13 protein-coding genes are annotated in these 15,441 nt (G+C 47.0%); 4 read left to right on the forward strand and 9 right to left on the reverse strand.

The window, feature by feature from the left end; genetic code table 11:
- Positions 1-1,741, forward strand: a 1,741-nt coding sequence (locus HUU58_10055) for a hypothetical protein (GenBank protein NUN46013.1), incomplete at its 5' end; no start/stop codon positions are given.
- A gap of 208 nt (positions 1,742-1,949) precedes the next feature.
- On the opposite strand, the gene HUU58_10060 is transcribed toward HUU58_10055, so the two are convergent.
- The 7 genes from HUU58_10060 to HUU58_10090 all read right to left on the reverse strand — a co-directional run bounded on the left by HUU58_10060 (position 1,950) and on the right by HUU58_10090 (position 9,521).
- The gene (locus HUU58_10060; GenBank protein NUN46014.1) at positions 1,950-2,723 is read right to left on the reverse strand and encodes a response regulator transcription factor; all 774 of its coding nucleotides are present in this window, start codon (positions 2,721-2,723) and stop codon (positions 1,950-1,952) included.
- Positions 2,724-2,726: 3 nt separating this feature from the next.
- Entirely contained in the window at positions 2,727-3,812 is a 1,086-nt protein-coding gene (locus tag HUU58_10065; GenBank protein ID NUN46015.1) for a histidine kinase, read from the reverse strand.
- Between the two features lie 15 nt (positions 3,813-3,827).
- Positions 3,828-4,940, reverse strand: a complete 1,113-nt coding sequence (locus HUU58_10070) for an ABC transporter permease (protein ID NUN46016.1) — start codon at positions 4,938-4,940, stop codon at positions 3,828-3,830.
- Positions 4,941-4,943: 3 nt separating this feature from the next.
- Entirely contained in the window at positions 4,944-5,711 is a 768-nt protein-coding gene (locus HUU58_10075) for an ABC transporter ATP-binding protein (GenBank protein ID NUN46017.1), read from the reverse strand.
- An 87-nt stretch (positions 5,712-5,798) separates the two neighbouring features.
- A complete protein-coding gene (locus HUU58_10080) occupies positions 5,799-7,991 on the reverse strand; it encodes a carboxypeptidase-like regulatory domain-containing protein (protein NUN46018.1) in 2,193 nt (730 codons plus the stop codon).
- 16 nt (positions 7,992-8,007) lie between these two features.
- On the reverse strand, positions 8,008-8,784 hold the full coding sequence (locus HUU58_10085) for a tetratricopeptide repeat protein (GenBank protein ID NUN46019.1): 777 nt from the start codon (positions 8,782-8,784) through the stop codon (positions 8,008-8,010).
- Between the two features lie 29 nt (positions 8,785-8,813).
- Positions 8,814-9,521, reverse strand: coding sequence for a hypothetical protein (locus HUU58_10090; protein NUN46020.1), 708 nt, complete (start codon positions 9,519-9,521; stop codon positions 8,814-8,816).
- A 419-nt stretch (positions 9,522-9,940) separates the two neighbouring features.
- Between HUU58_10090 and HUU58_10095 the strand changes: the two genes are divergently transcribed.
- From HUU58_10095 to HUU58_10105, 3 genes are all read left to right on the forward strand, one after another.
- Complete coding sequence (locus tag HUU58_10095) at positions 9,941-10,225, forward strand: BMC domain-containing protein (GenBank protein NUN46021.1); 285 nt, start codon at positions 9,941-9,943, stop codon at positions 10,223-10,225.
- An 18-nt stretch (positions 10,226-10,243) separates the two neighbouring features.
- Positions 10,244-10,576, forward strand: a complete 333-nt coding sequence (locus HUU58_10100; GenBank protein ID NUN46022.1) for a BMC domain-containing protein — start codon at positions 10,244-10,246, stop codon at positions 10,574-10,576.
- A gap of 277 nt (positions 10,577-10,853) precedes the next feature.
- Entirely contained in the window at positions 10,854-12,344 is a 1,491-nt protein-coding gene (locus HUU58_10105; protein ID NUN46023.1) for a HAMP domain-containing protein, read from the forward strand.
- Between the two features lie 8 nt (positions 12,345-12,352).
- Here HUU58_10105 and HUU58_10110 read toward each other — a convergent pair whose 3' ends face one another.
- Both HUU58_10110 and HUU58_10115 read right to left on the reverse strand, forming a co-directional pair.
- On the reverse strand, positions 12,353-14,149 hold the full coding sequence (locus HUU58_10110) for an ABC transporter ATP-binding protein (GenBank protein ID NUN46024.1): 1,797 nt from the start codon (positions 14,147-14,149) through the stop codon (positions 12,353-12,355).
- A 6-nt stretch (positions 14,150-14,155) separates the two neighbouring features.
- Complete coding sequence (locus HUU58_10115) at positions 14,156-15,436, reverse strand: insulinase family protein (protein ID NUN46025.1); 1,281 nt, start codon at positions 15,434-15,436, stop codon at positions 14,156-14,158.
- Positions 15,437-15,441: the final 5 nt, after the last annotated feature.

The following is a 15,441-nucleotide window of genomic DNA, read 5'->3' on the forward strand; positions in this document are numbered from 1 at the left end:
TGCAAACGGTGATCCTGCTTTAATCGCTGATCAACAAACATGGGCCGTCTTCAATGATCTGGATACCACGCTCAGCCAAGAAGGCACCCTATCCAGCCCATCACCGGGCCTTGGACTTGAAGTAACACTCGAATCATTCGTCTTTGATAAGCCCATACTTGAGGATGCTGTTATCTTAAAATACACGATCACCAATAAAACCAATACCTCCTACCCGGGTGCGTACTTCGGCCTATGGATGGATGCTGATGTGGATGTTTCGGGCAATGACCTCATAGGTTCGGATTCGATTCGTGGACTGGGATATGTTTATAACGTAGATAACTCCGATACACCGCTTGCCGTAGGGCTTGATTTTTTGCAAGGGCCTGTGGTAAACAGTGATAGTCTTGCACCGCTGTATGCCATGAAGTTTCAACATCAAAAACAAATCCTCACCTATGATCCTTCAAACAATCAATATATCCCACGTACGCTCGGTGGCGATTCTGTGTTGCTGAGGGCTACCTCAATGTTCGATAATACTAAGGATTTTCCACATAACAATTATGAACGTTATAATATGCTCAGAGGTTTAACTATGTCTGGACAAATTGATGCGAAGACACGAAACGGATGGTATTTTCCCGGCAATCCGATTGCAGGTAGTGGGTTGATTGATCGTACCCCGACTGAAAAACGCATCCTCCTCTCCACCGGCCCGTTTCGTGTGGAAGCCGGCTCCACGCAGGAGATATGGGCGGCGGTGGTGGGTGGACGCGGCTCCGATCACTTGGATGCCGTGAGTAATCTCTTCGTAAACGATGACATCCTGCAATCTCTGATGACGACCGGCCTCGGCCTTCACCTCTTCGATGTCCCGGCACCCGAGTTTCACGCCACCGCCGGTGACGGATTTGTCACACTCGCCTGGGACACCACGGCCGAAGCCATGATACATCCCTATGCTATGGCTTCCATCATCGATACCGCCAATGGTTACAGTGACGCCCTGCGTGTATACGACTTCCAGGGCTATCGCATCTACCGTAGTCTCACCGGGCTGGAGGGTCATTTTACACGTATCGCGCAATTTGATAAAATTGACTCCTTAAACACGCTCCGGGAGTGGTACCTCAATACGTTCTCACACTGGGAGAGCCGCACGATTGATGTCGGTCATAATACCGGTCTGGTTTACTCCTATACCGATCATGATGTCACAAGTTTACACAAATACTTCTACGCCGTGACAGCCTATGGCGCTCAACCGGAGATCGTCAATCATCGTTATTACTACAAACAACTGACTCCGGGTTATGTATCACCCATACCGCTCAATTTACCCATCCTGCGCGAATCCCCCATACACGGGCATATAATCAAAGTAACACCGCAAGCGGAAATAGCACGCAAAGCCGGCGATCTCTCCCTTATACGCGTGGTACCTAATCCTTACATCATTCGTAGTGATGAAGGCCGGCAAATCAAGTTCACCGGACTGCCTGCACGTTGCACGATGCGTATCTTCACCGTTGCCGGAGATCTTGTCAAAACATTGATACATAACACCGCCAGCAACAACCATCGTGTGGATGAAACACCCCATGATGACAACACGGAGCCTGTAGCTCAGGAAACATCTACGGAGACATGGAATCTCCGCAACGAAAACAATTACCTCATAGCCTCCGGTGTGTATATCGCGCATATCCATTCATCGCTCGGTGATAAAATCGTCAAATTCGCCGTCATACGGTGAGGGAAGTATGCATGAGAATATCTGTTGCATGTTCAAAGACAAACACTATTTCTCGCAAAGACGCTAAGAGCGTAAGACATCAATTACGCTTTGCCAACTTTGCGACTTAGCAAGCATATATGACGTTATTGTTCTTAGAAAATCACCCGATAGTGCAGGTATTTAAATCGCTTACATCCACTCACCACGCGGCGACAGAATCGGCAATTCACCATCCTAACACATCCCTTAACGCCTGCACTCGTCCCCGCGCTACGTCAATTTCCGAATTCTTTTTATCGTTGAGAATGATTTTATAGGCGCCGTTGAACCACGGCGTCATCTCGCGGATCGCATTCAGATTGACGATCGTAGCCCGATGCACACGCAAAAATTCGGACGGCCTGAGACGTTGTTCGATTTCATCCAATGTGTAGCGAATATCATGCGCCGATTGGTCCGTATGCAGGTACGTCACGCTGTCTTGGGTGTCAAACCACAAACACTGTGCAGCTTTGATAAAGCGAATTTTTTCACCGTCACGATACGGGATGCGTTCCAGATACGCGGTTTGCGTGTTCTTTTCCTGTATCGCATCGGTTATCAGTTTTTGTATGCTAAGTGTGCTTGCGGATTCTGGAACTGTGAGGTGCGCAATGATGCGTTCGATAGCGCGTTTTAACCGCTCTTCATCAAACGGTTTAAGCAGATAATCAACGGCATTCACTTCAAACGCACGGATCGCATAATGATCGTAGGCCGTCGCAAATATCACCGGCGGAACTTTTTTGAGATGCATCAAAACTTCAAAACCGCTTAGTCCCGGCATTTGAATATCAAGAATAATGAAATCGGGTTGCAAACTTTCGATTTTTTCCAACGCTTCGATGCCGTCGGATGCTTCGTCCATGATAGCAATTTGTCCGGCAAACGATACCGACAACATATCTCTCACGCGTTGGCGTGCGAGCGGCTCATCGTCTATAAGCATACAACGGTACATAAATTAACTCACTCGTATCGGAATTCGCACTTCGGCCACGGCGCCGCCTTGAGGACGGTTGGTCAAAATCAATTGACCTTTGCCGCCGTACATTTTTTCGATTCGCTCGCGTACATTTTTTACACCGATGCCTTCGCGATTTAAAATCACTTTCCCGTTGCGATCTACAGAAAAGCCTTCGCCGTCGTCCGAAATACGTAACATTAAAAAATCGTCCTGACGCGACGCTGAAATTTCCAATACCCCATTCTCTCGCCGCGAAGCAAGACCGTGTTTGATTGCATTCTCAACAAGAGGCTGCAAAATAAGCCCCGGTACCCTTACCGATCGTACCGTTGCATCCACATTTTCACAAATGGTAAGTTTTTCGCCGAACCGAACGCGCTCGATGCGCAAATAATTATCTAAAAAAGTAAGCTCTTCGTCCAACGTGACGGTTTCCTTTTCCGAAGCGACCAGCACATAACGAAACACCTCCGATAAACGCTGGACCATCATTTCAGCGCGTTTGGGATCCGACGCGATCAAAGCCGCTATGGCATTCAGCGTATTAAAAAGAAAGTGAGGATTGACCTGAGCACGCAATGCACGCAACTCCGCTTCGACCGCGGCTTCACGTAATTCTTGTGCGATTTTCATTTTATTCAGCATTTCGCGATAAAAGGCTACCGAATAAAAGCTGACCGTAACCAATAATGTTAAAATGACAGCGATGAAAACTTGCACATAGATCATGCGCAGCGAAATCAAAAAATTAATACCCGTGATAAATTCAGCAAGCATAAACGCCAAAAAACTTCCCACCGTCCCCAGTATTACGCGGATAAGTATCTCGATAGCAAAAAACTTTTTGGGACGCTCCAAAGTACGCGGAACAAACCGACGTATCACCCGTTCGGCAAATGTGCCCATTAAAATTCGCATGACAACATAAAACGAAAATGATACGCGCAGGGAAATCCAATAATTATTCCATGTCCATACCGGCACATAGAGCGAGCCGATGATAAAGCCCGTCGCGCAGATGACTACGACAGCCCATGCGATCTCGTGAATAATAAAACGTTTTATCGTATTATTGCTTTTCATGACGGACACTCGTTCCTATTCCCACTTAAATAATTTGACAGCTACCGCATAAACGACCACACCCCAAACGCCCAATACCATCAATTCAAAACCCACGTCGGCAAAACCTGCGCCTTCAAAGGCTATTTTGCGCAGCGCATCATTGACATACGTCAGCGGTAAAGCATGGCACACCGGTTGTAGCCATTCCGGGAAAACGCGAATACTAAAGAACGTGCCCGCCAACAAGAACTGTGGCATTACGATCAAATTGGCAATGGGGGGAACGGCTTGTTCATGGCGCGCTATATTTGAAACGATCATTCCAAAACCCAAAAACACCATGAGCGCGATGAGACAAACCAGCAGCATCATGAGTAGTGTCACCCATCCGTTGATCAGCGTGAATCCGAAAACCCATTTGCCGATGAGTACGATGATGGATACTTGCGCCAACGCAAAAAGCATCCGTGCAATAGCCTCGCCGACCAAAATCACGCTCTTCGGCGCCGGTGTAGCAAACATTCGCTTGATCACCAATCGGGACTTGAGGGCAATAAGTAAATACGCCGCGCCGAAAATACCCGAACTAAGCACCACAAATCCTAACTGACCCGGTAAAATAAAATCAATCGTTTTGTATCGCCGCCCTTCTATCGTCGTGTGCGCGATCGCAAGCGGCACATGCTGCACTTGCATCATAAGTAGATTGGCCTGTGCGGTAAGACCGCGCAACATATTAAGCACCACAATACCATTGGGGGAAGCGTCGGAGGTCTGAATATGCGCAACATAACCGGAATCGGCTTTTTCAACGCGCATCAGCGCATCGACTTCACCTTTGCGTAGCTTTTCTGTCAGCGCTACGTCATCCAGATTACGCACCAATTTTATTTGATCAATATGACTGAGCATTTCCATCATCGGATTTTCTTGCGAATCATTTTGTATCATGCCGATGGTCAAATTCAATGTACGATTTCCTATAAAACCGAAAATGACGATGAAAATGACAGGAAAAATAAATCCGAAGACGATGCTCGACGGATTGCGGCTAATCGCACGAAGGCTCGTAATGACATACACACGCAAAGCGTGAAAATAGGAATAAGATTCGGGTTGATTCATCATGGTGTCTGGTTTTTTCAAAATTTAAGCGTCGCGCAGTTCTTTGCCGGTCAGATGTATAAATACATCTTCGAGTGTTGCTTCGCGTACACGGGTCGGTCGTTGGAACCCCGTAGCGAGTAAGCCGTGAATAAGCCGCTCCGGTGAATCCAGTGCTATGATACGTCCTTCATCCATGATACCGACGCGATCGCATAACAACTCGGCTTCGTCAAGATAGTGTGTCGTCATGATAACCGTCGTACCGTCGTCGCGAATGGATCGAATCAATTCCCACAAATTACGCCGGGCTTGCGGATCCAATCCTACGGTGGGCTCATCCAAAAAAACCACACGCGGTTTATGTATTAACGTCGTTGCTATGGAGAAGCGCTGTTTTTGTCCGCCGGAAAGTTTATCCACACGCGTTTTAGCCTTATCCGTCAGGCCGACTTTCGCCAGCAAGGCCGATGCATCATGATGCACATTGTACAAACCGGCAAACAGTACGCACACTTCGAGCAATGTGGAATTGGGATAATATCCCGCTTCCTGTAGCTGCACGCCGATTCGGCGTTTGATCAGCATCGGATCGCGATCAACGGAAAATTCTTCAATCAGAACTTCGCCGGAAGTTTTTTCGCGCAATGTCTCCATGATCTCAAGCGTCGTCGTTTTGCCGGCGCCGTTAGGACCGAGCAATCCGAAAATTTCGCCTTCGTACACATCAAAACTAATACCACGAATGGCTTCAAAAGAACCGTAATTTTTTTTCAGGTCACGCACCTGAACTATTTTTTTTCTCTCTGTCATATATTTCTCGATTAACCGAAGTGCAGGCCAATATACCTTTTTACGGCAATTTTTAAACCGATTTATTTTTACACTAAAAAATCACGGTCATAAGCTCAAACTAAAACCCATCACAACGGTTCGGTTGCTGAAATAACTCGGCACACTATGACGTTCGGAGAAATCCTCGGAATATGAATAATCAAGAATATTTCGGATACCCAAAAGATTGAGCGCTTCAATATATAACACGACATGTTTCTGCGGACCGAGGATAAAAAACTTCGACAGACGGGCATCAAGCCGCTTGAAATCCGGGAACCGATCGGAATAATCGGCGGCATAAACCGGTTGCCAAATCCCGCGCACCGGATCGTATTGACCGGCGGTAACCGGCGTATAGGGGCGTCCTGTCGCATACCGCAGTGTAGAAGCCAATTCAAAATTACGCCCAAGGTTTTGTTTGACGATCAATGAAATATTATGGGTGATATCATAAAGACTGGGCCGCATTGTTTGAATCTGCATTTCTTTTCGCCGCGTCTGAATAAAACTATAGGAAAACCAACCGCTGGTTTTTACAAAACCGCCCTTTAGAAAAAAATCTAAACCGCGCGCATACCCGCGCCCTTGACTGACATAGTTTTTATCTTCATCGGAAAGCGGCAGATGATCATACCATTTGTAGTACGACTCTATTTTTAGTTGATACGTCGCAGCATTCTTTTCCCACCCGACGACGGCATGGCGCGCACGCATCGCCTTAAGTTCGGGATTGCCGATGGTTTTATCGTACATCGTAATGTGCGGAAATTGATGAAATGTCCCGGCTGAAAAGCGTAAAAAAGAATTCGCGGCTAATTCATGCACAACGGAACCGCGTATATCCCATATTTGATTTTGTGACAAGGTCTGATAATCGGTGCGAAAACCTATTTGTGCCGACCAACGCCGCGCAATTTTTTGCTGCACTTCGGCATACGCAGCCACTACGGCAGCATGGTGATTTCCTTGCAAAACCACACTATCGGCGCCATTGTAATATTCGCCGCGCCGTAGCGGGAGTATATAATCAAACCGGTAGAAATCACCGTAGGTTTCTCCGCCAAAACTCAAAATGGTTCGGTTATGCAATGCATAATGATGATCCCAGCGCCATTTGATATTGTACTCACGGTTCGCCCGCTTCCAGTCACCGAACGTCCAGTCGTTACGGTACATGCTATACGACCACGACGCCTTACTTGTCCATTGGGGGTTAAATAATTCCGACCACTGGAGACTCACAACGCGATTGCCGGTTTCCAAGGCGTACCGCTGGCTATTGGACTGCAACGTCAGGTCAAACGTCTGTGCATCGCGGCTTTCCAATATCATAGCCTGGATTTGCCCCGACGGACGGTAATTATAATTAACGATGCCCGTGACATTGCTCGTTACCGGATCACGCACAACATCAAAAGCCGGTTTGTTCATTTTAAAAAGCAAAGCGGTCGAGGTATGATCCGCATAGACCTGCGCGGAAAGCGTATTGGGAATAATCTGCCGTTGTAATCCTCCGCCGACCGATACGAGATTGGCATCCACAGCTACCCTGTTTTGCGCCACGTGATTATCCGTTTCGATATCCAGGACGCCGGATAACGCATTGCCATACCGCACGGAAAAACCGCCGCTGGAAAAATATAATTTTCTGATCACGGCGGTTTTGACAATCGTAAAAAGACCGTTGCCCGCCGTATTTTCGCCGTGATACGGATGAGCCAACGTCGCACCGTTGAACAGAATCAGGTTTTCGGAAGGACTGCCGCCGCGCACGGGAACAGCCGCTGTCTCATCCGTTTGTGTTACACCCGGCAAAACCTTGACGCTCTGAAAAACATCGGCGGCGCCGCCCGGCGTAGTATATACATCTATTTTAGAAACGGCGACCTTGCCTTCACCGCCGCCGTAGGCGCTGGCCTCGATCACCAGTTCGCCCAATTCTACCGACTTCTCATGCATGGTGACATGAATTGTTTGAGCATGAGGTACTTTTATTTTCTTAACTTCCGTATCATAGCCGATCAAACTCGCTGTCAGATGACGCTCTCCGGCTATGTGCGTGCGAATAATCGCCACACCGCTGTCATTGGTAAACGCTCCGGCAAAATCGCCGTCGGCAAAATACACATTGGCGTACGCCACTTTTTTTCCATCACTATCCACCAACTGTACACGTACGGCATACGATGCGGCCGTCTGTGCGTAACTTTGGTATTGCGCGCATAGCAGCAGAACTACGATAAAAGTTTTTTTCATTTTTATACCGGATTGATTATTGCGTGTTTTTGTTCTCAAGTCGCATCAATTGCGCTTTAGCCCGGCGCGATTCGGGATTGATGGTCAATGATTTCTGATAACAACTTTTAGCTTCGTTAAACATTTTTTGCGCTTCGTATGCGGATCCTAAAAAAGAATAACACTCATCATAGCCCCATGTCGGCGCCAACGGATCCGCCGGCGGGTTGGTCGCTTCTTCTTCATACAAACGTATAGCTTTGAGAAAATCGCCCGTCGCTTTATCCGCACCGCCGCCAAACATGGACGGTGTATTCATCGTACCGATACCGGTAAGATAAAAAACACGAGGGCTTTTGGGATCCGCTTCGACGGCTTTACTCATATACTCCTGTGATTTAGGGCCGAGCCACATAGCCGATAATGGATTAAAACGAATTTTCATACCTGTGAGAGAGCCCGTTAATGCTAACGACTCCGCATGACCCGGTTTGAGCGTGTTGATTTTTTCCAATAGAGACAGTCCCGTTTCGATATATTGTTTACCGGCGTCTTCATCGGGTTCGCTGCCGTACAGTTTCATGATCGCCAGACGATAATGTGCAAATGCGCTCCAATACAACGGCCACACATTCTGCGGATCGGCCATAGCAGCCCGTTCACACAGTGCGCTGCCCTCGCGGATCATCGTTTCATTCCATGCGGCAAACCCATTTTGAATTTTGTTTTTTCCTTCGATGGCTATAGAAGCCGCCGGGTTTTGAGAAAAAAGTGTCCCCGCGGTCAACATCAGTACAACGATCATGCGCTTCATACATCCTCCTCTATTGTGATAATTAAAAATTAACGTACTCCAAATCCTGCGGCGCCAAAAAGCAATGTCGCATAAGGCCCGTTCCACAAAGGAATACTTCGCCCTTCCGTATCGCCGCCAAAGCGTTGCCAATCATTTGTAGCCGGTGTGTAACGATATCCGATTTGCATAGCGATGGCAAAACCTCCGCCGGAACGTCGCCCGCTGTCAAACAACGTATGCAATACGCCCCATCCGGCATCAATGGTCGTCGCCTTGACACGGAGTCTTGAAGCTCTGGCCGGCTGATCCAATATGTCTTCAAAATCCGCCGGTATGCGCTCGGCAATCTCCAACATAAAATCAGACTCACCCAATCCGACAAACGGATAAAAGCGCGTTGATCCTTTTTGTAAAAGTATGTATCCGATTTTAAACTGCCCCACAGCACCGCGCAGTTTTACCCGATACAGCGCATTCTCCGATACCGTGTTGCGGGCCATCAAAGCATGGCTTTCACCGCCAAACAAGAACCGTCCCAATACGGCAAAACCACCGCCGCCATACATCCAGCTCTGATTTTCGTAACTGCGGTATCCGCTATTCTTGAGGGTTTTATTAAAATCTCTCATATCTTGTTTACTCGCACCGAAAATAAAACCGCCGAATCCGCCATAGGTTTTACGAACTTGCTGCGCTGTGCCAGGGCTGACGGCAATTATTATCATACATACGAGAAACCATACACGATACCGCATAACTTTCCTTTCATTTTTAATAACAATACGCCCAATACCGTTTTTTTCCGACATACTTCCGCCAAACTGCAGTAAATGGGGGTTGAAGTGCACAATACTGCGTACGAAAAGCCCCTTTGTGCCGATGCATGCAAGGCATGCAACACGATTTTCAAAAAGTGGCAACCTAGGCATTGAAAAAAAATTTGCTTTCCGATGTTAGATTCGTTAATATGAAGTCCCCACAAGAGGTCTCCCCGACCTCTGGCTACGATAGAGACCCGGAAGCTTGTCTTCCGGGTGTTTTTTTTATAATGATGTTCTTTTTGTGCCGTATGACGGACAAAATTACATTTGACTTTCATGCGCCGTTTATATAATATCGAATACTATTTTGCACACTTGATGTCCTATCTCAATATTTTCTAGGAGGAATTTCCATGGCTCTGGATGCATTAGGCATGGTAGAAACCAAAGGTTTGGTCGGCGCAATCGAAGCCGCTGACGCGATGGTCAAAGCCGCAAAAGTCGAATTAATCGGCAAAGAAAAAATCGGCGGTGGTTACGTGACCGTCATGGTACGTGGCGATGTCGGCGCTGTAAAAGCAGCTACCGATGCCGGCGCTGCAGCAGCAGAAAAAGTCGGCGAACTGGTTTCCGTCCACGTCATTCCGCGTCCGCATCCGGAAGTGGAACTTATTCTTCCCAAAAAAGGCTCCAACTAATTTAACACGGCAAATCGTATGGCAGATGAACGTGCATTAGGAATGGTGGAAACGCTCGGATTGGTCGGTGCGATCGAAGCCGCAGACGCTATGATCAAAGCTTCCAATGTCAAACTGATCGGCAAAGAAATAACCGATGGTGCCATGATCACGATCAAAGTGGTCGGCGAAGTAGGCGCTGTACAAGCCTCTGTGTCCGCCGGTGAAGCCGCTGCACGTCGTGTAGGACAAGTCGTTTCCGTTCATATTATACCGCGTCCGGATGCAATGACGGAATCCATCATCTATGATGAAGGATTGGTAGAAGCTCCGAGCGGCGGCACGGGCTCAAAAAAAAAACTGAACGCCTGACGCTTGCGCAGCAAGATCTGTTTAAGGGTGTTCAAAAAGGCGAATCCATACTTAAGAAGAAAAAGTTAGTTGTTCCTGAAACCGATTATCATGAGTTCAGCGTTTCGGAACTTCGGCATTATGCACGGTCTGTTCCCAATTTCCCGCTAAAAGGCCGCGAAATTTCCAAAGCCAACCGGGATATGCTGATCGAAGAACTGGATAAAATAATTCCTAAAAAATAAACACCCTGAACATCCTTCAGGGTGTTCTTTTTTACGCTTCATTTCTACGACGTATGTTTAAATTGCCCGAATGGCTTCTGCGTGCCGACCGGCGAATTCAGGAGCTTAATCTCTTTCGCCGGATCTTCATCATGATGTTTCCGCTCATGATCGCGGCGATTGGTGTATTTGAAATCACCATACGCTGGTTTGATATCCACGCTATCGAGTACGCACACATATGGATCATACTAATTCCGCTTATTTTTTCTATCATCATATCGTATTTATCGGCTCGATTTACCGCGAAAGAAGTTGCCCATCCTATCAAACTCTTCATCGAAAGCGCCAAAGCCATCGCGCGTGGTAATTTTGATCACAAGGTCAATGTGCATACCAGCGAAGAAATGACTCAGCTTTCGCGCATTTTTAACTATATGACCCGTGAATTGAAAGAGATCAATCAGGGCAACATCCGAAAAACAATCCAAGAAAAAATTAAGACCGAAGCCATCATTCGCAATATTGCCGACGGTATTATCGTGGTCGGCCCGCTGAATGAAGTTCTGATGATCAATGAAGTGGTCGAAGGATGGTTTCATGTACAACAAAAAGCCGTCATCGGTTTTTCGCTCAATTTTTTCTTTCCCGAACTCAAATTTCTCGTGAAACAGGCGCTTGACACACAAGGCGAAACGGTTTTTCAGGACGAACTTACGATCAAGCCGCTCAATAGCCCCTCGGAAATCTATCTCGGTGCCAATGCTTCCAAAGTCATGGATAACGACGATCTGATTGCTTTGGTTATTGTTCTTAGAAATATTACGAAAGAAAAAGAAATTGATCGGATGAAAACCGAACTGGTGAATGTCGTCGCCCATGAACTGCGCTCACCGTTGACCAGTATCGCCGGTTTCAGTGAAATCATCAAAGATCCGCATTTATCGGAAGCCATTCGTAAAGAATACATTGATATTATCCACTACGAATCCGGTCGTTTAGCTGAAATGATTTCCAAGTTTCTGGACATCAGTCGCATTGAAAGCGGTAAAACGGTTATCAATAAAGTCCCATGCGATCTTACCACGGTTGTAGATAACACCATCACCGCCAACACACCGATGGCTCAAAAGCGCAGCATGCACGTCAGCAGCACATTGCCCAAATGGGTTCCTCTGGTTCACGCCGATCCCGACCTGATCGGTCAGGTCGTACTCAATTTCTTTTCCAATGCCGTGAAATACAGCCCCGAAGGTTCAGAGATCAAACTGCGTGTCGCGGTCGCGGATGATACGGTGATCGTGGAAGTGTCCGATAACGGCTACGGTATATCCAAAGAGAATATGAAACATCTGTTTCAGAAATTTTTTCGCGCTAAAGATGAGAAACATGTGAAAGATGTGGAAGGCACCGGTTTGGGATTGGCGTTCGTCAAAGAAATCATCCATCAGCACAATGGTACCATACATGTCGAGAGCGAAGTCGGAAAAGGTTCTTCTTTTTCGTTTGCCCTGCCGATTGATTTTACACTGCCGGAAAATGCTGCGCTCAAACCCGCTTCATGATATCTTTTCTAAGCAATGAACTCCTGATCTTTGTATTGCAATTGATACAACCTGTAATATAATCCACCCATAGCCAATAATTCTTCATGCGTTCCGCGCTCACGGATTCGCCCCTTGTGTAAAACCAGAATCTGATCCACGTGTCTGATGGTTGACAGACGGTGGGCAATGATTACCGACGTGCGCCCTTGCATCAGTTGGGCTATGGCTTTTTGTATCAGGCGTTCCGTTTCGGTATCGATACTTGATGTTGCTTCATCCAAAATCAATATCCGCGGATCAAAAACCAACGCGCGCGCCATCGCAATCAATTGGCGTTGGCCTACCGAAAGCGTGCTGCCGCGCTCTTGCACGGGTTCAAGATATTGTAAAGGAAGCCGGCGAATAAAATCATCCGCACCGACTCGCCGCGCGGCTTCTTCGACCTGCGCTTCACTAATATCATGACGACCTAGACGTATATTGTCTAAAATCGTACCCGAAAATAAAAATACATCCTGTAACACCACGGCCATCGTGCGACGCAAAGCATATTGATCCATCCGGCGAATATCCGTCTGATCCAGTAAAATATCGCCGCGCTGAGCTTCATAAAACCGCGACGCAAGGTTGATAATCGTACTTTTGCCCGAACCCGTCGCACCGACCAATGCAACACTTTGACCGGGCTGAGTAACAAACGAAATATCTTTTAAAATATAGTCTTCATCCGAGCGTATATCCTGAGGATTATAAGCAAAATACACATTACGAAATTCAATGCGTCCTGACATCACTTTCGGCGTTATCGGTTGAGCCGGATTAGGTATTTCCGTCGGTGTGTCTATGAGTTTGAAAACACGCTCCGACGAAGCCATCGCTGTCTGCAGAATATTGTATTTATCACTCAGATCCTGAATCGGCCTGAAAAACAACATGCCGTACTGTATAAAAGCAATCAATGTACCCAGTGTTATTGACGAAGAGCGCACTTCTCCGCTTCCATACCAAATCAACATGCCGATGGCAAAACTACTCGCCACGTTGATCGCCGGATAAAACCAGGCGTAATGAAATACCGAATCCAAATGTGAATCCGTGAGCGTACGATTGAGCGCATCAAACTTTTCAAAATTTTTCTTCTCACGATTAAAAATTTGAACCGTGGTGACGCCGGTGATATTTTCCTGAAGATACGAATTTAAAGCTGCGATTTTAAGACGCACTTCGCGAAACGCGACCCGTACCTTGGACTTGAACACAACGGATATATAGAATATGAGTGGCAAAATGGCCAGCGTAACGAGTGTCAAATGTACATCGAGAACAAACATCATGACAATAATGCCGGCCAATAAAAAAATATCACCGAAAAGATAGACAAGCCCGGAAGTAAACATATCGTTAAGCGATTCGATATCCGATGTTACGCGTGTGATAAGTCGGCCCACGGGGTTTCGATCAAAAAATTGCAAATGAAGATGCTCGAGATGCGTAAATAATTTCATCCGCAGATCAAAAATGATACGCTGACCCATCAGTTGAGTCACATAGATCACACAGTATTGTAAAAGAAATTCGCCGATCAAAAGAACGACAAACAAGATGGCAAAATTGCGTAAACGTAATCCGTCACCGGCCAGTATAGCCGCGTCCACGGCTTCCTGAACAAGTTTGGGACGGTATGCGCTAAAACCCTGAGCGGCTATTAATAAAATCACAGAAACAACGGCCATCCATCGATACGGGCGAACCAAACTCAATAGCCTACGCATCAAACGCGCATCGTAGGCTTTCCCCATGATATCATCATCTTGTGTCTGCATCGTGTATTATTGTCTTTCGTAATGATGTAATAATTCTTGGATCGGCTGCCGTATTAGAGCCTCGTTTCCTATAATTGCTAAAACCCAATGTTTGGGATCAATCATATCAGCGGCTTTTCTCAAATCATCCTGCTCTAACGATTGTAATTCGGCCAATTCGCGCTCAACGTAATCCGGCGGTAAATCAAAAAAAACGCCTTGTTCGATCAATAAAGCCATGCGCTCAATGGTTTCCATCGTAAACGGATGATGTCCTGAAAAATAAAGTTTTGCATCCTCGAGTTCCTGATCCGACACACCATCGGCTTTGATGGCTTCCAGTTCCTTTACAATAGCCGTAACGGCGCGAGGCGCATGAGCCGCAGAAGTTTGCAGCACAACGGAAAACATACCACCGAATTTACGTTTTGTAAGACTGGAATATACGGAATAAGCCAAACCTTGTTGCGTCCGGATATGATGGGTTAATCGGGACGATAAACCGGCGCCGCCTAGAATATAATTTAGCGCCATCTGCGGCACATGGCCCGGCTCACCGCGTGCGGGGCCGGTATGGCCCAGCGCAATGTGCGCCTGTGCGATCGGACGGTCGGTCAAACAAAAAAACCGTTGTCCCAATGGTTGCGGGCTATCCATCTGAATCGTGCTTATATTTACCGAATTTTTAAAATGGGAAGCCCAGTTATTTTCAACGAACGTTCTCATTTTAATTTCATCCACATCACCGACCACCGTCACGATCGCACCGCACGCGGTGAGCTTTTCGTTATAAAATCGCAGCACTCCATCGCGCGATAAATCATCCACACCGCTTTCCATGCCATCGGTCGAGCGGCCATAGGGATGTCCACCAAATAATGTACTTTGGAATAATTCTCCCAATAAAACCCCGGGCATATCTAATTTCTTTTTACAATCGGCTTTCATTTGCCCTCGTGCACGTTGCAGTTCGTGTTCCGGGAAAACAGCATCCGTAAGAATTTCGTGCACGATCTGAAGTGCCGGATCCAATTGTTCGCGGCTAACAGTTAGATGTAATGTAAACGCATCATGGGTAACTGATACGGAGAGCGAAGCCGCCAGATATTCCAGCGCATCGGCTATACTCAGAGCGGTTTGTTTGGATGTGCCGGATTTTAGCGTCAGCGCAAGTAACTTACACAGACCGGGTTGGTCGGCGGGTTCATGCGCGATACCGAAAGGAAATCGCAAGCGTAAAACCACAAAAGGTGTGTGCGTGGATTGACGAAGGTGAAACGTCCACCGATTGGATAGAGTGTGGGACACGGCTC

Source organism: bacterium (assembly GCA_013360215.1).
Lineage (GTDB): Bacteria > CLD3 > CLD3 > SB21 > SB21 > JABWCP01.